This window comes from Bradyrhizobium sp. SZCCHNS1022 (assembly GCF_032484835.1).
In the GTDB taxonomy this organism is placed as follows: Bacteria; Pseudomonadota; Alphaproteobacteria; order Rhizobiales; family Xanthobacteraceae; genus Bradyrhizobium.
On record NZ_JAUETT010000003.1, the window covers coordinates 411,899 to 433,555 of the forward strand.

Below are 21,657 nucleotides of genomic sequence, written 5' to 3' on the forward strand. Positions count from 1 at the left end.
CGTCACTCCGCCTCTTTTCCCTCGTCACTCCGCTTGCGTCAGGCCGGCACGCAGGTATCTGGGACCGGACAGACCGCGGCGCATTGCGGCGCGTCGAAGTGACCTTCGCATTCGGTGCACTTCTTGGGATCGATGATGTACATGTCGTTCTTCAGCCGGATGGCTGCGTTCGGACATTCGAACTCGCAGGCACCGCAGACCGTGCATTGCGACGCGATGATCTTGTAGGCCATGAACCGCTCTCCGCGATTTTGCGACATCGGACGACGTCATTCGCGAAGAGGTCTTTCAAGCCGCATGCCAGACGCCATACGTCTGATATCGCAAGGTTATTCCTGATTACTTCGGAGCCGCCAAGCTGTCGCGCTCCCGACATGTCGCAAGTCCGACAGCGCAGTCATTCGCGGCCAACAACTCTGGTACGATGTCGGATCTGCGTAACTTGGTGCGCAAAAAAATCACGCGCCAACGCAAGCTGGCGCGTGAATCTCTGGAGCAAGTCGGGAACGCCGACGACGCGCGTGGCACGCGCTCGTGCCAGCGCGGATCAGAACCGCTTGACCTCGATGTTGTGCTTCTTCAGCGCGTAGCCGATTTGGCGCGGCGTCAGGCCGAGCAACCGCGCGGCCTTCGCCTGCACCCAGCCCGAACGCTCCATCGCCTGGACGATGCGGTCGCGCTCGAGCCCCGCTCCTTCGCCCACCATCTCGATGGTCTCGCCATCGATGCCGTCCATGGGCACTGTCGGCGCCGTGACTTCGACCGGCGCGGTCGCACGCGGCAGAATCGGCAACGGCACCATCGGCTGCGCACGGGGCGGTGGCGGGGTCACGGTGTTGCCCTTCCACAGGATCGCCGACATGCATTCGTTTCGGCTGCAGGCGAAATCATCCATCACGATCGAAGGGCCTGCCGCCATGGTCGCGGTCCGCTGCACGCAGTTCTCGAGCTCGCGAACATTGCCGGGGAAGCCGCAATGCATCAGCACATCGATGGCGCTGACGTCGAAGTTCAGGTCGCGCTCGTTCTCGCAATTGAAGCGTCGCAGGAACTCGCGCGCCAGCTGGGGAATGTCGCTGCGCCGCTCGCGCAGGGGCGGCAGCTTGATCGGCACGACGCTGATCCGGTAATAGAGGTCGGCGCGAAATTCGTTGCGCGACACGGCCTCTTCCAGATTGCGGTTGGTCGCGGTGACGATGCGCACATCGACCTTGATGGTCTGGTTGCCGCCGACCCGCTCGAACTCCTGCTCCTGCAGCACGCGCAACAGCTTGGCCTGGAACGCCGGCGAGATCTCGCCGATTTCGTCGAGGAACAAGGTGCCCTTGTCGGCCAGCTCGAAGCGGCCTTTGCGTGAGTTGATCGCGCCGGTGAACGCGCCCTTCTCATGTCCGAACAATTCGGATTCCAGCACGGTCTCCGGCAGCGCCGCGCAATTGATCTTGATGAAGGGGCGCTTGGCTCGGCTCGACAGCTCATGAATGGCCTTCGCGACCAATTCCTTGCCGGTACCGGACTCGCCGCGCAGCAAGACCGGCGCGTTCGACTTGGCCACCACGTTGATCTTCTCGAGCAGGGCACGCAGCGCCGGACTGTCTCCGACGATCCCATCGACCAGGACCTTCTTGCGGTCCTTCGGCGCAGGCTTCAGTTCCGACAGCTCTTTCTGCAGCCGGTGGCTTTCAGCCATCAGCCGCTCGCGGTCGCGCGCCACCACGCAATGCAGCTTGATGGTCTGGCCGATCAGGTTCGCAACCATTGTCAGGAAGCGCACGTCGGCGTCGAGACGAAAGATCGATCGGCCGTCCCAGACCCGGTCGATGGTCAGCGTACCCACCACCTTCTGGTCGATCCGGATCGGAACACCGAGAAACGACACGCGCACGTCGGAGCCGGCCCCGAGGATGGTCACGTCGGCTTCGCCGAAGGCCGGATGGTCGGCGACGTTCTCGGCGATCAGCGGCACCGCCGTAGCGACGATTTGATCGAGGGCTTTCTGCGGCAGGCGTTCGCGGTAGCGCTGATCGCTGCCTTCGCTCCAGCCTGCCCCCACCGCGATGTCGGGGATACCGTCATCAGCCAGCAGCGACACCACACCATGACGCATCTGCATGAACGACTGCAGCAGGTTGACGACATTGGCGAGGGTGATTTCAAGCCGGGTCGGCGCGGCCAGGATTTTCGAGATCTCGAAGATGCCGGTCAGCGCGATCTCGCTCAGCGGGATGGGAGCTGCATTGGACCGCGCGTCTTGAGCTTCGACCTTAAGTGCTTCCGATTGGATCATGGTCGCATCTCTATCGTCACGGACGCTTCCTTCGGATCGCCCGATTTTGTAGATGTTCTAACATCCTCTCTCATCCGCAACTGATTGTCGTGCCTAACTTTGCTGCACTGCCGTAGAATGAGTGGGCAGATACCGACCAGAAAAGTCGCAAAGCTATCAGGGCATTAATAGTTCGAGCGGGCGCAGGGCTGCAGCCTCGGCCGCAGCGCATCATTGCCGAGCAATAAAGGCGGCCGATGGTCTCGATCGGATTGTCGTGCCGGTCCTTCGCGGAATTCAGAATGGTTCGCAGCTGCGACTAAAGATGCTGCCCCCCGTTGATCTGAATTTCCTCGCCGGTCACGTAGCTGGCGGCATCGGAACAGAGAAAGAAGATCACCTTGGCGACTTCGTCCGGCAGGCCGATCCGGCGCATCGGGATCAGCGGCGAAAACCGCGCCTCGGTCTCCGGCGACACCATCTCGGTCTTGATTTCTCCCGGCGCGATCGCGTTGACGCGAATGCCATGCGGCGCAAAGTCGTGAGCCATTTCGCGGGTGAGACAGGCGAGCGCCGCCTTCGAAGTGGCGTAGGCCGTGCCGGCGAAGGGGTGGACACGAGAGCCGACGATCGAGGTCACGTTGACCACCGCGCCCTGCCCGAGCTTGAGTTCCTCGAACAGCCCGCGGGCGAGCAAAATCGGCCCGAGAAAATTCACGTGAAAGACGGTCATCCAGGCCTCGACCGAGGTCGAAAGCGAATCGAGCCGGGAGCCGTCCGTCGCCTTGGGCGAGATCGCGGCATTGTTGATCAATGCATGCAACGAGGCACCCGCCAAGCGCGCCTTGATATCGGCGATGGCACGCGGCACCGCCTGGCGGTCACTCAGGTCGACCTGGACGTGATTGTCGGGGCCTGCATCCCACGGACAGCGCCCGCCGTCGAACGGCTGTCGCGAGCAGGTGATGATCCGCCAGCCGGCGTCCGAAAACAATTTCGCGGTGGCGTGCCCGATCCCGCGTGAGCCGCCGGTCAGCACCATCGTCTTCTGCTCTTGCGTCTTCTGCTCTTGCCGGGCCCCCGCGCCGACAGACGCGGCGCCATGGAACGGACATAGCAAAGCAGCCGAACCAGGCTCAGCTTCGGCTTGTCGTTCGCCTTGTTCGAGATCGAGACTCACACGCGCTCCCGGTTTTGCGCTCCAGGCGACCGATCCTCGCCCCTGAGAGGCTGCTCGGTGGTCTTGTGGTAGTGTTGCAGGATTTGGGCCAGCAAAAGACGAAGCTGGTGCGGTGAGCTTGAGCTTCGCGAACAGCCGCTGGAACTTCGAAAACGAACATCCAATCCTCAACACCTACTCATAACAGTCGCTTAGCTCCTGCGCTTTCGCGCCACCGAAGCGCAGCTCTGAGCACGAGTGAATGTCGGCGCCGGAACACGCGCGAGCAGCCATCGCTGTCGGATTCACGACAGCTTGGCCGGTTTCAGACATCAAGAGCGACGCCGTCGTGGCGGCAATTCGCATAACCCATTGACGTAAGGCACATTCTCCGAGCTCCACGGAGCTGGTCCAACTCTTGCTCTCATTCTGACAATCAAGTTCTCACAACCAACTTTCCAACAACACTGCCGCCGTCTGTCCGGCCGGCCAGACGCTGAACGCTGCAGGGCCTTTTTTCGATGGGATTGAGCGCCGTCAGGCTCGCCGTCATTCTCGGCACGAACGAAATTGCATCGGCGATCGCCGTCCATCTGCATCGCGCAGGCTACTGCGTGGTGCTCTCGCACGATCCCAATCCGCCCGTCATGCGCCGCAAGATGGCGTTCCACGATGCGCTGTTTGCGGATTTCGCGCGGGTCGAAAATGTGATCGGCGAGCGCATCGAGGGCAGCATGGATGTCTTCAAGGCACTGCGCGCGCCGCGGCACGTCCTCGTCACTTGGCTTGGTCTCCTCGACTTGCTCCCAGTGGGCGAGATCAACCTGCTCGTGGATGCGCGCATGCAGCGGCGCAACATCACTCCGGACCTCAGGGGGATCACCCGTTTCTCGATCGGATTGGGACCGGGGTTCTCGCCCTCGGCCAACTGCGATGTCGCGATTGAAACCAAGCCCGGGCAAAGCGGCCTGATCGTGCGTGAGGGCTGGACGGCCGCGGCCGACGGCGTGCCGCCGCGGTTGGGTGGCGTGGGCGCCGAGCGTTTCGTCTACTCGCCTTATGAAGGCCGCTGGCACACGCCGGTCGAAATCGGCACGCGCATCTACAAGGGTTTCGTCGTCGGCCACTTGTCCGGTACCGCCCTTGTCGCGCCGTATGACGGCGTTCTGCGCGGCATCGTCCGCGACGGCAGCGACGTGCCCGCAGGCATCAAGCTTCTGGAGATTGATCCGCGCGGCCGACATGCGCAATGGACCGGGATCGACGATCGCGGACAGGCGATCGCGGCAGCGACGCTCGCCGTCGCCCAGCAGCATGCGGCGGAGCACGCCGTCGACACAGCGCACGATCTCGCCGCGCCGGCCAAGACGGACTGATGCGGATCGCGCAGAGAACCACGTGGCGCTGAGGCGCGTCGCGATGAGGCCGGCAGAAGGTAACGCATCATTCTGGACTGCTCTCCGTTCGCTGCCAGGCAGTCGAAGACGAGGGCTTGGTTTGGGGCAAAAATGACAGCCCCTCATGGTGAGGAACGCCGCTTGCGGCACGTCTCGAACCATGAGGCCCGGTCCAGTTTGGGCCATAGGCGATCGTTCTGCCTGTCACTGCAAGGCACCTGATTGCATCGGAGCGAGACGTCTTCCTCCTGGCCACTGTTCCACCGCTTCTCCGATTGGCACCGTTGTTGCTTATGGCTTGCAGAAGCGAGCCAAGACACCATGATCATCTGCTCTTGCAATGTCATCAGCGACCGCGCGATCCGCGACATCGTGACCACGGCCGATGTCGCGTTCGGCTCACCGGCTCAGGTCTATGACTGTCTGGGATGCGTCGTCCAATGCGGACTCTGCTCGCGCTCGGTCAAGAGCATCCTTGAAGAAAGACAGGCGAAAACTGCACGCAGGACACAGAGTGGACAGCCGAACATGGTCGTTCCGCCGGCCCCTTGCACACAGCTTGCGATCTCATGAACCTTCAAGTTCCTTGAAGGCCTCGCGGGCATTGCGGAACGCGTCGATGCCGGCCGGCACCCCGCAATAGACTGCGACCTGCAGCAGCACTTCCTTGATTTCGTCCTTGGTCAGGCCGTTCTTGATTGCGCCCTTGACGTGAAGCTTGAGTTCGTGCGGACGGCCGAGCGCGCCAAGCATGGCCAGATTGATGATGCTGCGGGTGCGCCGGTCCAGTCCCGGGCGGGTCCACAATGCGCCCCAGCAGAACTCGGTCGACCATTCCGCCATGGTACGGGTGAACTCGTCCGCGCCGGCGATGGATTTGTTGACGTAGTCCTCTCCGAGCACCTCCTTGCGCACCTTGAGACCTTCTTCGAACAGCGGGCTCTTGCTCATGATGTATCCTTGTCATGGTTGAACGGAGATGACGCGCCTGCGCAGCGCGTAAGACATGGCGCATGTGCGAAATCCCACACTTGCAGGTTAGCCGACAATCTGGCCACTTCGCTACCTGCGCCAAACCAACAAGAACGCTCCCGCCGAACGACGCGGGGCAAAATAACGGGGAGTGAACGATGGCAGGCGATGCCGCGAGCCAGGTGATCGGATTTGTCGGAACCGGCCGCATGGGCGGCCCGATGGCGGGCAGACTGCTCGACGCCGGTTATAAGCTTTGCGTCTACGACACCCGGCCTGAGGCGATGGCGCCGCTGCTTGCGCGTGGCGCGCAAGGCGCAGCCTCTCCGGCGGAGGTCGCCTCCTCGGCGGATATCGTGCTGACCAGCCTGCCCACGCCCGACATCGTCAGGGCCGTCGCGCTGGGCCCGGACGGAGTAGTCGCGGGTACGCGGTCCCGCATCATGATCGATCTGTCGACCACCGGTCCCAGTGCGGCCAGGCAGATCGCCGAAGGGCTGCGGGCGAAGGCGATCACGCTCGTCGATGCACCCGTCAGCGGCGGCATCAAGGGCGCCGTGAACGGCACGCTCGCCGTCATGGTGTCCTGCCCGCGGCCCACCTACGATGTCATCGAACCGATCTTAGCGAATTTCGGCCGGCTGTTTCATGCCGGCGAGACGGCGGGACTCGGACAGACCGCGAAGCTCGCCAACAATCTGATGGCGGCGGCCGCGCTCGTGATCACGTCTGAAGCTGTGGCGATGGGCGTGAAGGGCGGGCTCGATGCCAAGGTGCTGATCGACATCATCAATGCCAGCACCGGCCGCAACAGCGCCTCCCAAGACAAGTTTCCGCGGTCGGTCCTGCCCGGCACGTTCGATTTCGGCTTCGCCACCGGACTGTCCTACAAGGACGTGCGGCTGTGCCTGGACGAAGCGGAAGCCATGGGCGTGCCGATGGTGTGCGGCGCGGTGGTCCGCCAGATGCTGGCGATCACCAACGCCAAATACGGCCCGACCTCCGACTTCACCTCGATCGCGCGCGTGGTCGAGGAATGGGCCGGCGTCGAGATGCGAGACAAGAGCGCGGCACTCAAATGAACGGCTTGCCGCCGGTCACCGCGACCGTCGTCCCCGAGGTGTAGCTGGAGAGCGGATCGGCGAGCATCACACAGGCGGTGGCGACCTCACCTCCGCCTTAGCCGGGCAGAATGGTCGGCGGCGGCGCCTCGGCCTGCTCGCGCAACTGCTCGGTCTCGCGCAATTCCTGCTCGGCCAGGTACCAGAACTCATCCTGTCGCCCCTCGGGCCGGCCGGCTTGTTCCCACAGCTGATGCGCGCGCTCGCGGATTCTCTCGTCTGTCGGCTGGTCCATGAGCACGATCTCACGCGAAACGAGGCGCACGGCCCCGCCCCTCCGGGGGCTGGCACAGCGAGGCAAGGCCGTGCAGGCACGTCCCTTGGACGCGACCTACGACGGCAATGCGCAACGTCCGATGAAGTTCCAGCACGTCGGCGGCGGGCAGCGGCTCGCTGTTGTGATCGAGATCGGTCATTCGTCCCTATTGTCGTTCTTCAACCGAGAGTTCCCGGCATGAAGCAGCGGATCGAGGTGCCGAGCGATCCCTTGATCGGCCACACCATGGTGCGCCCCGAGCGGTTGGGCTCGGTGATCACGGCATCGTCGGGCACGACGACCCACTCGCCATCGAGGCGAACGCGATAATGTGTGCCTTCCATATCCCAGTCGGGATCCGAGACGGCCAAGCCGTCGGCATCGGAGCAACACGGGCCGCGTCCGCTTTTCAAGCTGTCAAACCAGGCCTTCAGCGGCGAGTTGGCATAGCGGCCGTCATCGCGCGCCAGCGCAAGGTGCAGCGGCCACGCCGTCGACAGGAGGGCGAAGCTCAAAGCGATCAACCTCTTGGTCATTCGAGCACCGCAAGCATAGCAGTCACGGTCCCGTGAATACGGGTCACGTCTGTCGCATCGTGCTCATCAAATGCGCTGATCCCAAGATGGTTCCTGTCGGGATGATGCCTTCGGAATCAGCAAACGCCGTCGAACGCGATCATGAGCGAGAAATGCTCCCGATTTCAGAGGCAGGCTATGTCAGGCCGCGTCCGCAGGCACCATGGCTTCGACGACGACGCCGCTCCCGGCCGAGACCACCGTGAGACTGCCGCCCAGCGCGAGCAACCGCTCGCGCATGCCGGTCAAGCCAAAACCGAGTCTGTGGTCCGGCTGCAAGCCGCGGCCATCGTCACTGATCAGGACGCGCGTGTAGCTGCGGCCGCTGCGCGATTGCATCTCCTGCGCGGCCGGCTCGATGGTGACATCGACCAGGCTCGCCTCGGCGTGGCGAAACACGTTGGTGAGCGATTCCTGCACCACGCGGTAGATGGTGAGGTCGGCGGCCTCGCCATGCGCACCGAGCGCATCCGATATCCGGGTCTTGATCGCGATATCCGGGCGCGCCTCGCGCCACAGTCGCACCAAGGCGCCGACAGCTTCGCGCAAGCCAAGCTCGGCCAGGCCGACCGGGCGCAGCCGCTCCAGGATGCGGCGGTTGAACTGCTGCACGGCATTGACCTGATCGAGGATCGCCTGGCCATGCTTGCGCAGCGCGGCGACATCGATCGCGCCGGTGTCGGCGAGCCGCATCAAGGCGCTGGCATGTGCACGCAGCGCGAACAGGTGCGGACCGAACTCGTCATGCAGATCGCGGGCGATCTCCTTGCGTTCATGGTCCTGCAGCGACACCGTGCGCTCGGCGAGGCGCCGTTTTTCCTCCACGGCGTCCCCGAGCACTGCAGCGAGGTGGTTGAGCTTCTGGCAGATCGCAGCGAGCTCAGGCGAGCCGCCCGGCTTCACCCGCGCGTCGTAGGCGCCGCCTTCGATCTGCGCCATCGCGCGCGACAGGTCGCCCAGCGGCGAAAGCGCCCGGTCCACCACCAGCATGGTGATCAGGAACGAGGCGGCGGCGATCGCCGTGCCGACGATGAGCTGGGTCAGTATGCCATCCCAGATCTCGGCAATCTCGTCGTCCGGATGCGACGTGATCACCAGCGTGTCCGGCCGCCCCGCAACCATAACGGGAACCACGACCGATCGCTTCTCCGGATGCACCAGCGCGACGAACCAATCCGGCGCTGACCGCGTGCTGGCTCCGCCGGGCCGATCGGAAGTCTGCAAGACGGATGCGTTCCGACTCATGACGCTGACATGACGAAGCTGGCTCAGATCGCCCACGATCCGCCTCAGCTGCGCATCGGGGTCCGGCGCCTCGTTCAACCCGGCGACGATGGTCTCGACAAAGCCGCGCGCGAGCCGGATCACGCTCTGATCCTCGGCGCGCACGCGCGGACCGGCTTCCCAGACCAGCCGGCCGATATTGATGCCAAGTCCCAGCGCCAGCACCAACGCGAGCAGCAGGTTGATCCGGGCGCGTAGCGACAAATTCTGCCACATCTTATTGATCCGTGGTGCGTCTCATTCACATGTCCGCCGACATTGACAGGCAAATTGGCGGGCGATCTAATCCAACCATGAGATCGCGCGCGATGCATCTTTGATGCACTGCAACAAGCGATACGAGAATTGCGGGAACCCAGGGCATGCGCGTTCTGATCGTCGATGATCATCCCATTGTCGCATCGGGCTGCCGCGCCGTGCTCTCCGGCGAGGCGGATGTCGTGCTGCTCGAAGCCTCGGATGCCGAGAGTGGCGAGCAAACCTTTCTTGCCGAGCGCCCGGATGTCTCGGTCATCGACATCAACCTGCCGACCGTGTCGGGCTTCGAACTCGCGCGCCGCATCCTCGCCCATGAGGCAGGCGCCCGCCTGATCATGTTCAGCATGAACGACGACCCGGCCTTCGCGGCGCGTGCCATCGATATCGGGGCCAAGGGGTACGTCTCGAAAAGCGGCGACCCGAACGATCTGGTGGAGGCGATCCGTCAGGTCCGTCGCGGAGATACCTATCTGCCGCCGGCCATCGCCCGCAGCATTGCCTTTGCCGGCCCGGCCTTCGCCCAAAGCCCGCTGGCGAAGCTGAACCCGCGGGAGATGGAGATCTTGCGTCTGCTCAGCGCCGGCAAGAGCCTGTCGGAAATCGCCTGGCTCATTCAATCCTCCTACAAGACGGTCGCCAATACCGCCTCGATCATCCGTCACAAGCTTGGGGTGAAGACCTCCGGCGAACTGGTCCGTCTCGCCATTGCGCATGGCGTGAGCTGAAACACCCGGGCCGCACTCAACAGGATACGACATCATGACGCTCACCACCGTTTCGACCAACAAATCCCATGGCGGCACGCAGGGCGTCTATCGGCACGCCAGCGCCGAGACCAAGACCGACATGACCTTCTCGGTGTTCGTGCCGCCGCATGCGGAGGGCGCGAAATTGCCGGTGGTCTGGTATCTGTCTGGCCTGACCTGCACCCACGCCAATGTCACCGAGAAGGGCGAATTCCGCGCCGCCTGCGCCGAGCTTGGCCTGGTGTTCGTCGCGCCCGATACCAGCCCGCGCGGCGAGGGCGTTCCGGGCGATGCCAACAATGCCTATGATTTCGGCCTTGGCGCCGGCTTCTACGTCGATGCCAGCAAGGAGCCGTATGCGCGCAATTATCGCATGTGGAGCTATGTTACCGAGGAACTGCCGAGCGTGCTCGCCGCCAATTTTCCGATCGACCCGCGACGGCAATCGGTGATGGGCCATTCGATGGGCGGGCACGGCGCGCTGACGGTCGCCTTGCGCAATCCCGATCGCTATCGCGCGGCCAGCGCATTTTCGCCCATCGTTGCGCCGTCGCAGGTGCCCTGGGGCATCAAGGCGCTCGGCGGCTATCTCGGCGATGACAAGGCGGCATGGCGCAAGCACGATGCGGTGGCGCTGATCGAGGACGGCGCACACTTCTCCGACCTCCTGGTCGATTATGGCGATGCCGACCAGTTCCTCACCGAGCAGCTTCGCCCGCAGCTGTTGCAGGCCGCCTGCGAGAAGGCCAACATCCGTTTGCTGTTGCGTCGGCAGGAGGGGTACGACCACAGCTACTACTTCATCTCCACGTTCATGGCGGATCATCTGCGCTGGCACGCCGCGCGGCTCGGGAGCTGAGGAATAAGCCCGGAAACGGAAGCAGCCGTCGTCACCCGGACCGGTGTCGACAAGCTCGGCGTCATTGCGAGGAGCGTAAGCTCCGAAGCAATCCAGAATCCCCGTGCAGGCTGGATTGCTTAGCTGACGTACGCAATGACGTGGCAGGTCGCCATGGACGGAGGCCAGCCATTTTGCCCGTCGTGCCAATCTGTCGCAGGCATCAAACCTTGCCGTGTCGGGCAAATCAGAACGATCATTCCGCCCGTCTCGCGCTCACAAGAGGGGCGGATCGCGATCGTCACGGACGTCGAGCGCGGGATGCGATGGACGCGTCGGGGCCGCAGCATGATCGCTCATGCAGGCGAACGGCACCGATGCGGACGGCGAAATTGCGTGGTCCTGGCGCCCCGACGCTGGCGCTAAATCGGCAGGCGATGATTCCTGCCGGTGACGGTGGCTAACAAGCCCGGCACACCGAGGAGAGCGCGACATAAGCGTTAAAACCATCGCGCAGGGAAGGCCGGCGTGTCCGGCTCGTACCTGTGGTGACTGCCGCCTGCTTTTTTCTTGCAGGCGGGCCATGGGTGCGACCAGCACCCGGCCTTCCCGGCGCCCTCTCCTTCAGAGGGCCGCGCTAACGCAAAGCTCGGACGCGAATCGCGCCGCGAGAACGTGTTGTTGCGTTCGATCGTTGTCACGTGTCGATTTCAGATCACTTCATTGCTTCTGCGGCAGACCGTAGTTCGCCGCCAGCATGCGGTTGCGGATCAGCCAGGCCATGGTGCGCGACCAGGACTCGTCGGTATTGCCGCGCATGTCGGCGCTCATCGCCGCAACGGGCTGGCCGCTGCGCACGTCGCGCAGATAGAGGTTCATGTTGAGGATGAGGTTGGAGACCTTCTGCACGACGCCGGTGATCTCGAGATCGGCCCCGAGCTGCGCCGCCAGCTTGATGTCGCAGCCGCCGCAGGCCTGCAGATTGCTATTGTGCGCCGCACTCTTCACCGGTTCGATATCGAGAACGCGATATTGGCCCGACTCCTGCAATGCTTTGCGCAACTGTTCCGCAGCCCGCGCCAGCCGGGCCGCTTCGTCCTGCCGCGGTCCCTGCATCTCGCCCTGCAGGCTGCTATCGATCAGTTCGAAGTCGAACACCGCGACCTTCGGCGGTTCGGCACGCAACGGGGCTGCAACAAGCAGCATCATCGCGGTCAGCAGAAGAACAGATTTCACGGTCGTGATCCGAAATGGCGTAGTGCGAACAAAAGTGGGGTTGCAAGCTAGGCCAATTCGGTCATGTTGCAAGGGCAAACGCTCAGTGAGAAGCGGAGGCAGGACCATTGGGAGGACATATGATCCGGTCGCTGATCGGTGCGATCAGCCTTGTCGCCTTCGCTGCAGTTGCCTTCGCCGTAGGCGCGGCAGCGGCGGAGCCGGTCAACATTGCCATTGGTTATCTCGGCCGCGCAACCGTGCCGCAGACCTTGTCGCCGGTCGACCAGCCGGCCGCCGATGATGGCATTGCCGGCGCAAGGCTCGCGATCGAGGACAACAACACCACCGGGAAGTTCCTCAACCAGCGCTTCACCCTGCTCGAGCATCGCGTGAAGGACGAGGAGGATCCGACGCAGGCCGCGAACGATCTCGCCGCCAAGACCGGCTTCATTCTCGCCGATCTGCCGGCCGACGCGCTGTTGAAGGTCGCTGACGCGCTGCGTCCGCGCGGCGTCACGCTTCTCAACGTCGGCGCCACCGACGATCGCCTGCGCGAGCAGGACTGCCGCGCCAATGTGATCCATGTCGCGCCGACCCGCTCCATGCTGGCCGATGGCCTTGCGCAATATCTGGTCTGGAAGCAGTGGAAGCGCTGGCTGCTGGTGACCGGCTCGCACGACAATGACAAGCTGTTTGCCGATGCGTTGCGCCGCGCCGCCACCCGCTTCGGCGCCAAGATCGTCGAGGAGCGCACCTTCGAGGACACCGGCGGCGCCCGCCGTACCGATTCCGGCATGACGTTGATCCAGCGCCAGATGCCGGTCTTCACCCAGCGCGCACCGGCCTACGACGTGCTGGTTGCCGCGGACGAGAGCGAGGTTTTTGCGTCCTACTTACCCTATCGCACCTGGGATCCCCGTCCCGTGGCCGGCTCGGCCGGCTTAAAGCCCACCAGCTGGGATCCCGCGCAAGATCAATGGGGCGCGACCCAGCTGCAGAACCGGTTCGTGAAATTGGCCTCGCGGCGCATGAGTGCGCTGGACATGCAGGCCTGGACCGCGGTGCGGATGATCGGCGAAGCCGCCTCGCGCGTGAATTCCGGGGATCCCAAGGCGCTCGTCGACTTCATGAAGGGACCGAACTTCTCGATCGCCGCCTTCAAGGGCACGCGCCTGACGTTGCGCGACTGGAACCTGCAGCTTCGCCAACCCATTCTTTTAAGCGACGGACGCATGATCGTCTCGGTCTCGCCGCAGGAAGGTTTCCTGCACCAGGTCTCCGAGCTCGACACGCTCGGGGGCGACCGCCCCGAAACCAAATGCAAATTGCAGTGAGGCGTGATCCGGACATGTCGGCCGATAAAGTTGTTGCAAGAATTTGGATCTCATTGGCCGGAGCGCTGTGGCTCATGACGGTCGCTCCCGCGTCCGCCTTCGTCGCCTATGTCTCCAATGAGAAGGGCAACACGGTCTCGGTGATCGATACCGACTCCTGGACGGTGACCAAGACCATCAAGGTCGGGCAGCGGCCGCGCGGCATCGAGTTCACCCGTGACGGCAAGTTCGTCATGGTCGCCGTCGGCGACGACGATACCATTCAGGTGATCGACACCAAGACGCAGGAAGTGACGGACACCCTGCCCTCCGGTCCCGATCCCGAACTGTTCACCCAGGATGCCGCCGGCAAGACGCTCTATGTCGCCAATGAGAACGACAACACGGTCACCGTGATCGACCTTGCGAAGCGGGCGCGCATCGGCGACGTCCAGGTGGGAGTCGAGCCCGAGGGCATGACCGTCAGCCCCGACGGCAAGACCCTGATCTGCACGTCCGAAACCACCAACATGGCGCATTTCATCGACACCGGAACGCGCCAGATCGTCGCCAATGTGCTGGTCGACGCCCGGCCGCGCTTTGCCGAATTCAAGCGGGACGGCTCCGAGCTCTGGGTTTCCGCCGAGATCGGCGGCGCAGTCTCGATCATCGATCCGGCCAAGCACGAGGTCATCGGCAAGATCAAATTCGCCATTCCCGGCCTACGCAACGAAGCGATCCAGCCGGTCGGCATCGGCATCACCAAGGACGGCAAAACCGCCTTCGTCGCGCTTGGCCCTGCCAACCGCGTGGCCGTCGTCGATACCGCCAGTCGCGAGGTGAAGAAATATCTGCTGGTCGGCCAGCGCGTCTGGCACATGGCGTTCACGCCGGACGAGAAATATCTGCTCGTGACCAACGGCGTCTCCAACGATGTCTCGGTGATCGACGTCGCCGCACAGAAGGTGATCAAGACCATCCAGGTCGGCGAACTGCCCTGGGGCATTACGATTGCACAGCCATGATGACGCGCGACGCCTCCGCCATCGACCAGATGTCAACCGCGGCGCAGCAGCCCGCGCCAGGTGCCGTGTCCGCGCTGTCGATTGCCGGCGTCAGTCACTCCTACGGCGCGCGCAAGGCGCTGGACGATGTCAGTTTCGACGTGCAGCCAGCGAGCTTCACCGCTCTGCTCGGCCTCAACGGCGCCGGCAAGAGCACGCTGTTTTCGCTGATCACGCGGCTGTTCGGGGTTCAAAGCGGACAGATCGGCATCTTCGGTCATGACATTGGGAAAGCACCCAGCGAGGCCTTGCGCCTGCTCGGGGTCGTGTTCCAGCCGCGCACGCTCGATCTCGATCTGTCGCTGATGCAGAACCTGCTCTATCACGCGGCCCTGCACGGCATCTCGCGCCGCGAGGCACGCGCGCGCGCCGACGAACTGCTGGCGCGGATCGGGCTTGCCGACCGGTCCGGCAACAAGGCGCGCGATCTCTCCGGCGGCCAGATGCGTCGGCTGGAGATCGCCCGCGCGCTGCTGCACCGGCCACGCCTGCTGCTACTCGACGAGCCGACGGTCGGGCTCGACGTCAAGGCACGGTCCGACATCGTCAGTCACGTCCGGCAGCTGGTGGCCGAGCAAGGCATCGGCGTGCTCTGGGCCACGCATCTGTTCGACGAGATTGCGCAAGGCGACGATCTGGTGGTCTTGCATCAGGGCCGCGTGCTCGCGCAAGGGCCCGTGCAGCACGTGGTGGCGGAAGCCGGCGCCTCCGACCTCAATGCCGCCTTCGCGCGCCTCACCACGCAGCCGAGCCCGCTGCGGAGTTCTGAACCATGAGCGTGACCACACTCAATTCGCCGCGCCGCGGCTTCTCGGCCGGCGAGTACATCACCTGCCTGACCGGCATCGTCTGGCGCGAGGGCCTGCGCTTCCTGCATCAGCGCGAGCGCTTCGTCTCGGCGCTCGTGCGGCCGCTGGTCTGGCTGTTCATCTTTGCCGCCGGTTTCCGGCAGGTGCTCGGCATCTCGATCATCCCGCCTTACGAGACCTACATTCTCTACGAGGTCTATATCGCGCCCGGCCTGATGGCGATGATCCAGCTCTTCAACGGCATGCAATCCTCGCTGTCGATGGTCTACGACCGCGAGATGGGCAATATGCGCACGCTGCTCGTGAGCCCGCTGCCGCGCTGGTATCTTCTGTTCTGCAAGCTGCTAGCGGGCACCGCGGTCTCGGTGCTGCAGGTCTACGCCTTCCTGCTGATCGCCTGGTTCTGGGACATCACGCCGCCGCCGATCGGCTATCTCACGGTGTTGCCGGCGCTGATCCTCTCCGGCCTGATGCTCGGCGCGCTCGGCATGCTGATCTCCTCCGGGATCAAGCAGCTCGAGAATTTCGCAGGCGTCATGAACTTCGTGATCTTCCCGATGTTCTTCGCCTCCTCCGCTCTCTACCCGCTGTGGCGGGTCGAGGAAGGTAGCCCGTGGCTCGCCTATCTCTGCGAGGCCAATCCCTTCACCCACGCGGTCGAGCTCATCCGCTTTGCGCTCTACGGCAAGATCAACTGGATCTCGCTCGCGGTGGTCGCCGGCTGCACCGCCGCCTTCATGATCGGCGCGATCCTGGCCTATGATCCGTCGCGCGGCTTCGTCCGGCGCGCTCCCGGAGGCGAAACATGAGACGGCAGATTTTGATGGCGGCCATTGCCGTGTTGGCTTCGGCGCGGGCGGGGCTTGCTGCCGACCCGCGCTATCCCGACTGGCCCTGCCCGCAGGCCAAGGTTCCGGACATTTCGATTGCCGCAGTCTGGACCGGACCGCCGCTCGACGATGTCGGCACCAGCTGGAAAGACGACGCCAAGGTCTCCGCACTGGTCAGCAAGCTGGCGGCGCGGCGCACGCCGCTGGAGGAAGCGCAAAAGGACATCGCAGATTTCCTCACCGGCACGCCCGAGGAGAAGACCCGCAAAGGCAAGCTGTTGTTCGCCGGGCTATTCGATACGCTCAATGCACAGCGGACCACGGTGATGAACGGGCTCGAGCGCACCATGCGCAAACAGCGCGAGGCGGTCGAGAAGGTCAGGGCCGATACGACGACGCTCCAGCAGCTGCAGAGCGCCCCTTCGCCTGACCAGGCCAAGGTCGATGAGCTCAGCAATCAGCTGACCTGGGAGACCCGCATCTTCGAGGACCGCAGGCGGGTCTTGAAATTCGTCTGCGAGGTGCCGACCACGATCGACCAGCGCCTGTTCGCGCTTGCGCGCGAGATCCAGCAGGACATGGAGTAGCCGACCGATGCCAGCCGATCGCACAGGTCGAGTTGAGCTCGTTCCCATAGCGGCACCGATGCGACCTCGCCCCGCTGCCGGGGAGAGGTCGCGCACCGTATTCTTTGCCAGCTCACTCCTCCGACCGCGGCTCCGGTTGCACCTCGGCCAACGGCAGATCCGCAGCCGCCCAGCCGTCGGTGCCTTCGGGATACCAGGCGACGTTCGCGTAGCCATAGGACAAAGCGCGCTTGGCGGCATTCCACGACATCCAGCAATTGGCCAGACAGTAGAACACCAGAAGTCTCGCCCGATCGCCGCCGGAGGCCTGCTCAAGCCCCCGCTTCAGGTAGGCTTCGGTCGCCGGCGCGATAACACCGTAGCCGGTATCGGGCAGCCAGGTGCTGCCGGGAATGTCTTGCCGCGGCTGGTCGCGCCAGACGGTGCCCGCCGGCAGGTTCTTCGGCTTGGGCGCACGCGGCAGCACGTCGATGAAAGCGCCCGACTTCGCGCGCCAGATCGCCTCGGCCTGGTCAGTCGAGAGTACGCGCGCACCGGCCAGCGTCGTCGGCACCGGCGCACGATAGTTCTCGGTGCGATAGTCGTCGGGCTCGCGAACACCGTCGTCCGCATGCGCGGCAGCGATCAGCAGCACAGCGGCCACGCCGACGCGGAGCGGTCGCCGGCTCATGGCGACTTCGCCGCCGCCTCCGCGGTGATCAGATGATTGCTCTCGTCCAGAAGCGGCACGCCGAACTCCAGCAGGATCTTGTTGATGTCCGGCTGGCTCTCCTGGATCAGCCGATTGAGCTGGCGTCTCCAGTTCACGTCCGTGGCGCGCACGCCCATGGCGATGCGATAGACCAGCTTCGGCCCGGTCGTCTCGTTGATCAGCGGCGTCACGTGCAACGGCGGATTCGCCTGCTTCGCATAATAACCGGCCATCGGTCCCCACAACACGCCGGCGTCGATCTCGCCGGATTTCAGGTCCTTGATCATGGCTTCGGCCGACGAATCGACGCGGGTGTCGATCATCAGCGGATAGGGCTTTGCGGTCGTCATCAGGCCGGCAGCGGCCATATTGGTTGCCGGCGGCGTGCCGGCGACGATGCCGATATGCTTGCCCTTCAGTCGCGGATCTTCCAGGGTCGCGACGTCGCCGAGATCGGACCCCTGCCGGGTGACGATCGCATAGGACGTCCGGTAATAGGGGGTGGTGCTCTGCACCAGCTCGTCGCCTTGGGGGAACCCCATGATGACGTCGCAGCGATGCGAGCCCAGCGTCATCCGCACGAAGCCGGTGGCCTGCGGATAAAACGCGTAGTCCAGCTTCTTCTGCAGCTTCGCCGCAAACAGCTCGGCGATCTTGTTCTCGAAACCCTGGCCCTTCTCGTCGGAGAATGGCAAGTTGCGCGGATCGGCACAGACGCGCAGCACATTGGGATCGACGAGCTCGATCGAGAGATCGGCGTGGTCGCTACTCTGCGCAAACGCTGCCCAAGAGCCGAGCAAGGCAAGGCCCGCGGCGACAGCCATCAAAGAGCGGACATAGGTCTGACATTCCATCATTATTCTTTCCGTCCCCGTTGCGCGCAAAGCGTGTTTTTTGAAAATGCTAAGCTGCAGCATCGGCGCGCGCAACAGGCGAAATCATCGCGAAGGCGTGAGTATCTGCTGCAGTGCAAACAGCACCATTCGTCACGTTCGTGTCACGGCATCGGAGCGAAACCATGACTCGCCTCCGCGTTTGTCTCGTCGCACTCCTCGCAATCATCGCAGCCACCGGTGCCAGCGGTCAGCAGCGGGAGCTCGATGTCAGCGAGATCGCGCCGGGCGTCTACGTTCATATCGGCCAGATCGCGCTGATGACGGCGGAGAATGAAGGCGCGATCGCCAATCTCGGCTTTATCGTCGGAAACGAAGCGGTTGCGGTGATCGATACCGGCGGCAGCGTCCGCGAGGGACGGCAACTGCTCGCCGCGGTCCGGGCGCGGACCGACAAGCCGATCCGCTATGTCATCAACACCCATGCCCACCCGGATCATATGTTCGGCAATGCGGCGTTCCAGCAGGCAGGCACGACATTCGTCGGGGCCAAGAACCTGCCGCACGCGCTGGCGGTGCGCGGCCCCCACTACATCGAAGCCTTCCGGCAGATCATGGGCGCGAAACTGGTCGACGAGGTCCGTCTCGTTTCCCCTTCCGTACTCGTGGATGACAGCAAGTCCCTTGATCTCGGGGGCAGAACCATCGTCCTGAAAGCCTGGAATACGGCGCATAGCGACTGCGATCTGACCGTTTATGACGAGCAAAGCCGGATCTTGTTTTCCGGCGATCTGGTATTCTTGCGCCATATTCCGGTCGTCGACGGCAGCCTGCGCGGATGGCTCGGCGATATGGCGGGGCTGTCCGCAGTTCAGGCCGAGCGCGTCGTGCCCGGCCATGGCCCCGTGAGCCCATGGCCTGGAGCATTGGCGGATGAGCGCCGTTACCTCGACATATTGGCCGGTGACATCAGAGGACTGATCGCGCGCGGCCGGCCGATCGCCGACGCCGCCACGGCGGGCGCCTCGGAGCGTCCGAATTGGGAGCTGTTCGACGATTATCACGCCCGCAACGCCACTGCGGCGTTTTCGGAACTTGAATGGGAATGACGATGACCCCACGCTATGGTGGGAGTTGACCTCACGAGATCAGGAGGAACGCGACATGACACGGTTGTGCTTCGGCCCCTTTTCCGCTGCGCTTCTCGGCACCCTGCTCGCAGTTGCCTTCGCACCTGCGAAGGCCGCCGAGAGCTATGACCCCTGGCCGGGCCTAGTGCAGGACATCTTCAACAATCGCCCGATGCAAGATGGCAGTGACGTGATCGCCATCGACATGCCGGCGCGCGCGGAAGATGCCTCGGTCGTGCCCGTCACCCTGCAGAGCAAGCTTGGTCCGACCGATAGCCGCCGCATCAAGACGATCACGCTGGTGATCGACCAGAACCCGGCGCCGATGGCCGCGAAATTCACCCTCGGCCCGGACGCCAACGTGACGGCGATCTCGACGCGCGTGCGGGTCAACAACTACACGAACGTGCATGCGGTCGCCGAACTCAGCGACGGCCAGCTTTACGTGACCAAGATCTATGTGAAGGCCTCCGGCGGCTGCTCGGCGCCCGCAGCGAAGAACCCCGAGGAGGCCAAGGCACATATCGGCCAGATGCGCTACCGGCAGTTTACGCAGGCGTCGGACGGCGCCACGAGCGGCACGCGCGAGGCGCAGGTGATGATCGGCCATCCCAACAATTCCGGGCTGCAGATGGACCAGCTCACCCAGCTCTATATCCCGGCCTTCTTCATCGACCAGTTGCGCCTGTCTCAGGACGACAGTCTGGTGCTCGCGATGGAGGGCGGCATCTCGATCTCGGAAGATCCGAACATCCGCTTCACTTATGTGTCGAATGGCGCCAAGCGATTCCGGGCCGAGGCCAAGGACACCCAGGGCCACGTCTTCGAGCATGAATGGCCGGTCGACGGCTCAGGCACGTAATGGGGAAGCGCGGAACGAGCTCAGAAACACCTCACCTCGCCCTCCGCCTGGGCGCGCCGGAGATCGTTGAGAGCGTTGGTTGCCTGCTCGGACGTGCGGAACTGCGCGCCGAGAGTGCTATGCACTTGCGACATGCTGAGCACCGTCTCGGCGGTGACATAGCGGTCATAGGGAAGGATCGAGGCGATCACGTCGATCGAGCAGGAGCACTGCTCGATCGCCTGGCGCGTTTCGCCATTGGCCTTCATACAGCCGAAGACATATTCGGCCCGCGCCGAGGTCGGATAGTCGTTGATATCCTCGGCATGCGCCGCCACAACCATGCCGGTCAGGATAACCCATGCAGCGACGATCGGTCGTAGTGAAGCAGCAGACGTCATACTGGTCCTCCCGCGGTACACGTGGGAAGCTATGCTATGATTGACGGTCTGAAAAGACGATACCGACGGAAACGGCGTACCGCCTGATGAAGCAGCTCCTTGGTTTGTTGTTTGTTTTTTTTATCTGCGCCGCCGCCCCCATCTCGGCATGTGGCGCCGCCGATACGATTCGCGTTGCAGTGCAAAAGACGGGGACCTTTGCCTGGGAATTGGCGGTGATCCGGGCGCACGGTCTCGACAAGAAGGCCGACCTCGCCATCGAGGCGATCGAACTGGCAAGTCCGGAAGCCGGCAAGGTCGCATTGCGCGCGGGCAACGCCGACCTGATGGTCTCCGACTGGCTGTGGGTGTCGCGGGAACGAGCTCTCGGCGCCAGGCTACAGTTCTATCCCTATTCGAGCGCGCTCGGCGCCGTGATGATCCCGCCGTCCTCCCAGATCCGGCAGCTTGCAGATCTGAAGGGCCACAAGCTTGCAGTGGCCGGAGGGCCGCTCGACAAGAGCTGGCTGTTGCTGCAGGCGGCAGCCAAGCGCGGCGGCCTCGATCTCAAATCGCAGGCGACCGTGACTTATGGTGCGCCGCCTCTGCTCGCGGCGAAGATGGCTGATGGCGAAATGGACGCCGGCCTCAACTTTTGGAATTTCTGTGCCGCGCTCGAAGCCAAGGGCTTTCGCCGCCTGATCGGCATTGAGGACCTGCTGCCGCAATTCGGCGCCAAGGGACGCGTTGCGATGGTCGGCTATGTCTTTGACGAGGATTGGGCCAAGGCACATCGCGACCTGATGGCGCGCTTCCTGGACGTGACCGCAAAGGCCAAGAACATTCTCGCCAGCTCCGACGCCGAATGGGACACGATCGCACCGCTCACCGGCGCATCGGATGCTGCGACCCTGCGCGCCTATCGCGACCGCTACCGAGACGGTATTCCGCGCCGCGCGATAGCCGACGAAGAAGCGGATGCCCGCCTGCTCTATCGCGTGCTGGCGGAGACCGGCGGACGCGACCTGGTGGGCCCCGCTGAGCAGCTCAGCCCCGGCACCTACTACAATCTAGATCCGAGGGACTGAG

24 protein-coding genes and 1 pseudogene are annotated in these 21,657 nt (G+C 63.8%); 13 read left to right on the forward strand and 12 right to left on the reverse strand.

The window, feature by feature from the left end; translation table 11 throughout:
* Positions 1–38: 38 nt before the first annotated feature.
* The 3 genes from QX071_RS21530 to QX071_RS21540 all read right to left on the reverse strand — a co-directional run bounded on the left by QX071_RS21530 (position 39) and on the right by QX071_RS21540 (position 3,446).
* Positions 39–233: a 4Fe-4S dicluster domain-containing protein gene (locus QX071_RS21530; protein ID WP_008961670.1), complete on the reverse strand. Its 195-nt coding sequence runs from the start codon at positions 231–233 to the stop codon at positions 39–41.
* A 314-nt stretch (positions 234–547) separates the two neighbouring features.
* The gene (nifA, locus tag QX071_RS21535) at positions 548–2,287 is read right to left on the reverse strand and encodes a nif-specific transcriptional activator NifA (protein ID WP_315704682.1); all 1,740 of its coding nucleotides are present in this window, start codon (positions 2,285–2,287) and stop codon (positions 548–550) included.
* 298 nt (positions 2,288–2,585) lie between these two features.
* Positions 2,586–3,446, reverse strand: a complete 861-nt coding sequence (locus tag QX071_RS21540; protein WP_409997624.1) for an SDR family NAD(P)-dependent oxidoreductase — start codon at positions 3,444–3,446, stop codon at positions 2,586–2,588.
* A 500-nt stretch (positions 3,447–3,946) separates the two neighbouring features.
* On the opposite strand from QX071_RS21540, the gene QX071_RS21545 reads away from it, so the two are divergent.
* Positions 3,947–4,801, forward strand: a complete 855-nt coding sequence (locus tag QX071_RS21545) for a xanthine dehydrogenase (RefSeq protein WP_315704683.1) — start codon at positions 3,947–3,949, stop codon at positions 4,799–4,801.
* A 588-nt stretch (positions 4,802–5,389) separates the two neighbouring features.
* Here QX071_RS21545 and QX071_RS21555 read toward each other — a convergent pair.
* A complete protein-coding gene (locus tag QX071_RS21555) occupies positions 5,390–5,773 on the reverse strand; it encodes a carboxymuconolactone decarboxylase family protein (protein ID WP_315704685.1) in 384 nt (127 codons plus the stop codon).
* 179 nt (positions 5,774–5,952) lie between these two features.
* On the opposite strand from QX071_RS21555, the gene QX071_RS21560 reads away from it, so the two are divergent.
* Complete coding sequence (locus QX071_RS21560; protein ID WP_315704686.1) at positions 5,953–6,876, forward strand: NAD(P)-dependent oxidoreductase; 924 nt, start codon at positions 5,953–5,955, stop codon at positions 6,874–6,876.
* Here QX071_RS21560 and QX071_RS34105 read toward each other — a convergent pair.
* Positions 6,869–6,964, reverse strand: a pseudogene (locus tag QX071_RS34105) (NAD(P)-dependent oxidoreductase); the annotation flags it as partial. The gene QX071_RS21560 and the pseudogene QX071_RS34105 sit on opposite strands and share 8 nt — an antisense overlap.
* A gap of 9 nt (positions 6,965–6,973) precedes the next feature.
* On the reverse strand, positions 6,974–7,150 hold the full coding sequence (locus QX071_RS21565) for a DUF2934 domain-containing protein (protein WP_315704687.1): 177 nt from the start codon (positions 7,148–7,150) through the stop codon (positions 6,974–6,976).
* A 70-nt stretch (positions 7,151–7,220) separates the two neighbouring features.
* Here QX071_RS21565 and QX071_RS21570 point away from each other — a divergent pair, with 70 nt between their 5' ends.
* Positions 7,221–7,373 (forward strand): hypothetical protein, encoded by a 153-nt coding sequence (locus QX071_RS21570; RefSeq protein ID WP_315704688.1) that lies wholly within the window; start codon positions 7,221–7,223, stop codon positions 7,371–7,373.
* Here QX071_RS21570 and QX071_RS21575 read toward each other — a convergent pair.
* Together QX071_RS21575 and QX071_RS21580 are read right to left on the reverse strand one after the other, a co-directional pair.
* Positions 7,351–7,707: a hypothetical protein gene (locus QX071_RS21575; protein ID WP_315704689.1), complete on the reverse strand. Its 357-nt coding sequence runs from the start codon at positions 7,705–7,707 to the stop codon at positions 7,351–7,353. The genes QX071_RS21570 and QX071_RS21575 overlap by 23 nt on opposite strands.
* Positions 7,708–7,887: 180 nt before the next feature.
* Positions 7,888–9,246 (reverse strand): histidine kinase, encoded by a 1,359-nt coding sequence (locus QX071_RS21580; RefSeq protein ID WP_315704690.1) that lies wholly within the window; start codon positions 9,244–9,246, stop codon positions 7,888–7,890.
* A 146-nt stretch (positions 9,247–9,392) separates the two neighbouring features.
* On the opposite strand from QX071_RS21580, the gene QX071_RS21585 reads away from it, so the two are divergent.
* Together QX071_RS21585 and fghA are read left to right on the forward strand one after the other, a co-directional pair.
* A complete protein-coding gene (locus QX071_RS21585) occupies positions 9,393–10,013 on the forward strand; it encodes a response regulator transcription factor (protein ID WP_315704691.1) in 621 nt (206 codons plus the stop codon).
* A gap of 34 nt (positions 10,014–10,047) precedes the next feature.
* Entirely contained in the window at positions 10,048–10,893 is an 846-nt protein-coding gene (gene fghA, locus QX071_RS21590; protein WP_315704692.1) for an S-formylglutathione hydrolase, read from the forward strand.
* A 699-nt stretch (positions 10,894–11,592) separates the two neighbouring features.
* On the opposite strand, the gene QX071_RS21595 is transcribed toward fghA, so the two are convergent.
* Positions 11,593–12,078: a DUF3280 domain-containing protein gene (locus tag QX071_RS21595; RefSeq protein ID WP_315704965.1), complete on the reverse strand. Its 486-nt coding sequence runs from the start codon at positions 12,076–12,078 to the stop codon at positions 11,593–11,595.
* Between the two features lie 149 nt (positions 12,079–12,227).
* On the opposite strand from QX071_RS21595, the gene QX071_RS21600 reads away from it, so the two are divergent.
* The 5 genes from QX071_RS21600 to QX071_RS21620 all read left to right on the forward strand — a co-directional run bounded on the left by QX071_RS21600 (position 12,228) and on the right by QX071_RS21620 (position 16,693).
* Positions 12,228–13,424: an ABC transporter substrate-binding protein gene (locus tag QX071_RS21600; protein ID WP_315704693.1), complete on the forward strand. Its 1,197-nt coding sequence runs from the start codon at positions 12,228–12,230 to the stop codon at positions 13,422–13,424.
* Positions 13,425–13,498: 74 nt separating this feature from the next.
* On the forward strand, positions 13,499–14,428 hold the full coding sequence (locus tag QX071_RS21605; protein WP_315704694.1) for a YVTN family beta-propeller repeat protein: 930 nt from the start codon (positions 13,499–13,501) through the stop codon (positions 14,426–14,428).
* Positions 14,429–14,457: 29 nt separating this feature from the next.
* The gene (locus QX071_RS21610; protein ID WP_315704966.1) at positions 14,458–15,243 is read left to right on the forward strand and encodes an ABC transporter ATP-binding protein; all 786 of its coding nucleotides are present in this window, start codon (positions 14,458–14,460) and stop codon (positions 15,241–15,243) included.
* Positions 15,240–16,085, forward strand: coding sequence for an ABC transporter permease (locus QX071_RS21615; protein WP_315704695.1), 846 nt, complete (start codon positions 15,240–15,242; stop codon positions 16,083–16,085). Before QX071_RS21610 ends, QX071_RS21615 begins: the two co-directional genes overlap by 4 nt.
* On the forward strand, positions 16,082–16,693 hold the full coding sequence (locus QX071_RS21620; protein ID WP_315704696.1) for a hypothetical protein: 612 nt from the start codon (positions 16,082–16,084) through the stop codon (positions 16,691–16,693). Before QX071_RS21615 ends, QX071_RS21620 begins: the two co-directional genes overlap by 4 nt.
* Positions 16,694–16,805: 112 nt before the next feature.
* Here QX071_RS21620 and QX071_RS21625 read toward each other — a convergent pair whose 3' ends face one another.
* The gene (locus tag QX071_RS21625) at positions 16,806–17,363 is read right to left on the reverse strand and encodes a PQQ-dependent catabolism-associated CXXCW motif protein (protein WP_315704697.1); all 558 of its coding nucleotides are present in this window, start codon (positions 17,361–17,363) and stop codon (positions 16,806–16,808) included.
* A complete protein-coding gene (locus QX071_RS21630; RefSeq protein WP_409977581.1) occupies positions 17,360–18,208 on the reverse strand; it encodes a substrate-binding domain-containing protein in 849 nt (282 codons plus the stop codon). Before QX071_RS21630 ends, QX071_RS21625 begins: the two co-directional genes overlap by 4 nt.
* A gap of 194 nt (positions 18,209–18,402) precedes the next feature.
* On the opposite strand from QX071_RS21630, the gene QX071_RS21635 reads away from it, so the two are divergent.
* Positions 18,403–19,326, forward strand: coding sequence for a quinoprotein relay system zinc metallohydrolase 2 (locus QX071_RS21635; RefSeq protein ID WP_315704699.1), 924 nt, complete (start codon positions 18,403–18,405; stop codon positions 19,324–19,326).
* 55 nt (positions 19,327–19,381) lie between these two features.
* Positions 19,382–20,209, forward strand: coding sequence for a quinoprotein dehydrogenase-associated SoxYZ-like carrier (locus tag QX071_RS21640; RefSeq protein ID WP_315704700.1), 828 nt, complete (start codon positions 19,382–19,384; stop codon positions 20,207–20,209).
* A gap of 20 nt (positions 20,210–20,229) precedes the next feature.
* Here QX071_RS21640 and QX071_RS21645 read toward each other — a convergent pair whose 3' ends face one another.
* Entirely contained in the window at positions 20,230–20,589 is a 360-nt protein-coding gene (locus tag QX071_RS21645) for a hypothetical protein (protein WP_409977572.1), read from the reverse strand.
* A gap of 86 nt (positions 20,590–20,675) precedes the next feature.
* On the opposite strand from QX071_RS21645, the gene QX071_RS21650 reads away from it, so the two are divergent.
* Positions 20,676–21,656, forward strand: a complete 981-nt coding sequence (locus QX071_RS21650; RefSeq protein ID WP_316201066.1) for an ABC transporter substrate-binding protein — start codon at positions 20,676–20,678, stop codon at positions 21,654–21,656.
* Position 21,657: the final 1 nt, after the last annotated feature.

Excerpts from the sequence above, each read along its gene's own strand:
- QX071_RS21610 (WP_315704966.1), top strand. The coding sequence starts at position 14,458 with ATGTCAACCGCGGCGCAGCAGCCCGCGCCAGGTGCCGTGTCCGCGCTG.
- QX071_RS21625 (WP_315704697.1), bottom strand. The coding sequence starts at position 17,363 with ATGAGCCGGCGACCGCTCCGCGTCGGCGTGGCCGCTGTGCTGCTGATC.
- QX071_RS21560 (WP_315704686.1), top strand. The coding sequence starts at position 5,953 with ATGGCAGGCGATGCCGCGAGCCAGGTGATCGGATTTGTCGGAACCGGC.
- QX071_RS21630 (WP_409977581.1), bottom strand. The coding sequence starts at position 18,208 with ATGGCTGTCGCCGCGGGCCTTGCCTTGCTCGGCTCTTGGGCAGCGTTT.
- QX071_RS21530 (WP_008961670.1), bottom strand. The coding sequence starts at position 233 with ATGGCCTACAAGATCATCGCGTCGCAATGCACGGTCTGCGGTGCCTGC.
- QX071_RS21620 (WP_315704696.1), top strand. The coding sequence starts at position 16,082 with ATGAGACGGCAGATTTTGATGGCGGCCATTGCCGTGTTGGCTTCGGCG.
- QX071_RS21650 (WP_316201066.1), top strand. The coding sequence starts at position 20,676 with ATGAAGCAGCTCCTTGGTTTGTTGTTTGTTTTTTTTATCTGCGCCGCC.
- QX071_RS21640 (WP_315704700.1), top strand. The coding sequence starts at position 19,382 with ATGACACGGTTGTGCTTCGGCCCCTTTTCCGCTGCGCTTCTCGGCACC.
- QX071_RS21595 (WP_315704965.1), bottom strand. The coding sequence starts at position 12,078 with ATGCTGCTTGTTGCAGCCCCGTTGCGTGCCGAACCGCCGAAGGTCGCG.
- QX071_RS21600 (WP_315704693.1), top strand. The coding sequence starts at position 12,228 with ATGATCCGGTCGCTGATCGGTGCGATCAGCCTTGTCGCCTTCGCTGCA.
- QX071_RS21545 (WP_315704683.1), top strand. The coding sequence starts at position 3,947 with ATGGGATTGAGCGCCGTCAGGCTCGCCGTCATTCTCGGCACGAACGAA.
- QX071_RS21605 (WP_315704694.1), top strand. The coding sequence starts at position 13,499 with ATGACGGTCGCTCCCGCGTCCGCCTTCGTCGCCTATGTCTCCAATGAG.
- QX071_RS21615 (WP_315704695.1), top strand. The coding sequence starts at position 15,240 with ATGAGCGTGACCACACTCAATTCGCCGCGCCGCGGCTTCTCGGCCGGC.
- QX071_RS21635 (WP_315704699.1), top strand. The coding sequence starts at position 18,403 with ATGACTCGCCTCCGCGTTTGTCTCGTCGCACTCCTCGCAATCATCGCA.
- QX071_RS21645 (WP_409977572.1), bottom strand. The coding sequence starts at position 20,589 with ATGACGTCTGCTGCTTCACTACGACCGATCGTCGCTGCATGGGTTATC.
- nifA (WP_315704682.1), bottom strand. The coding sequence starts at position 2,287 with ATGATCCAATCGGAAGCACTTAAGGTCGAAGCTCAAGACGCGCGGTCC.
- QX071_RS21575 (WP_315704689.1), bottom strand. The coding sequence starts at position 7,707 with ATGACCAAGAGGTTGATCGCTTTGAGCTTCGCCCTCCTGTCGACGGCG.
- QX071_RS21580 (WP_315704690.1), bottom strand. The coding sequence starts at position 9,246 with ATGTGGCAGAATTTGTCGCTACGCGCCCGGATCAACCTGCTGCTCGCG.
- fghA (WP_315704692.1), top strand. The coding sequence starts at position 10,048 with ATGACGCTCACCACCGTTTCGACCAACAAATCCCATGGCGGCACGCAG.
- QX071_RS21555 (WP_315704685.1), bottom strand. The coding sequence starts at position 5,773 with ATGAGCAAGAGCCCGCTGTTCGAAGAAGGTCTCAAGGTGCGCAAGGAG.
- QX071_RS21565 (WP_315704687.1), bottom strand. The coding sequence starts at position 7,150 with ATGGACCAGCCGACAGACGAGAGAATCCGCGAGCGCGCGCATCAGCTG.
- QX071_RS21585 (WP_315704691.1), top strand. The coding sequence starts at position 9,393 with ATGCGCGTTCTGATCGTCGATGATCATCCCATTGTCGCATCGGGCTGC.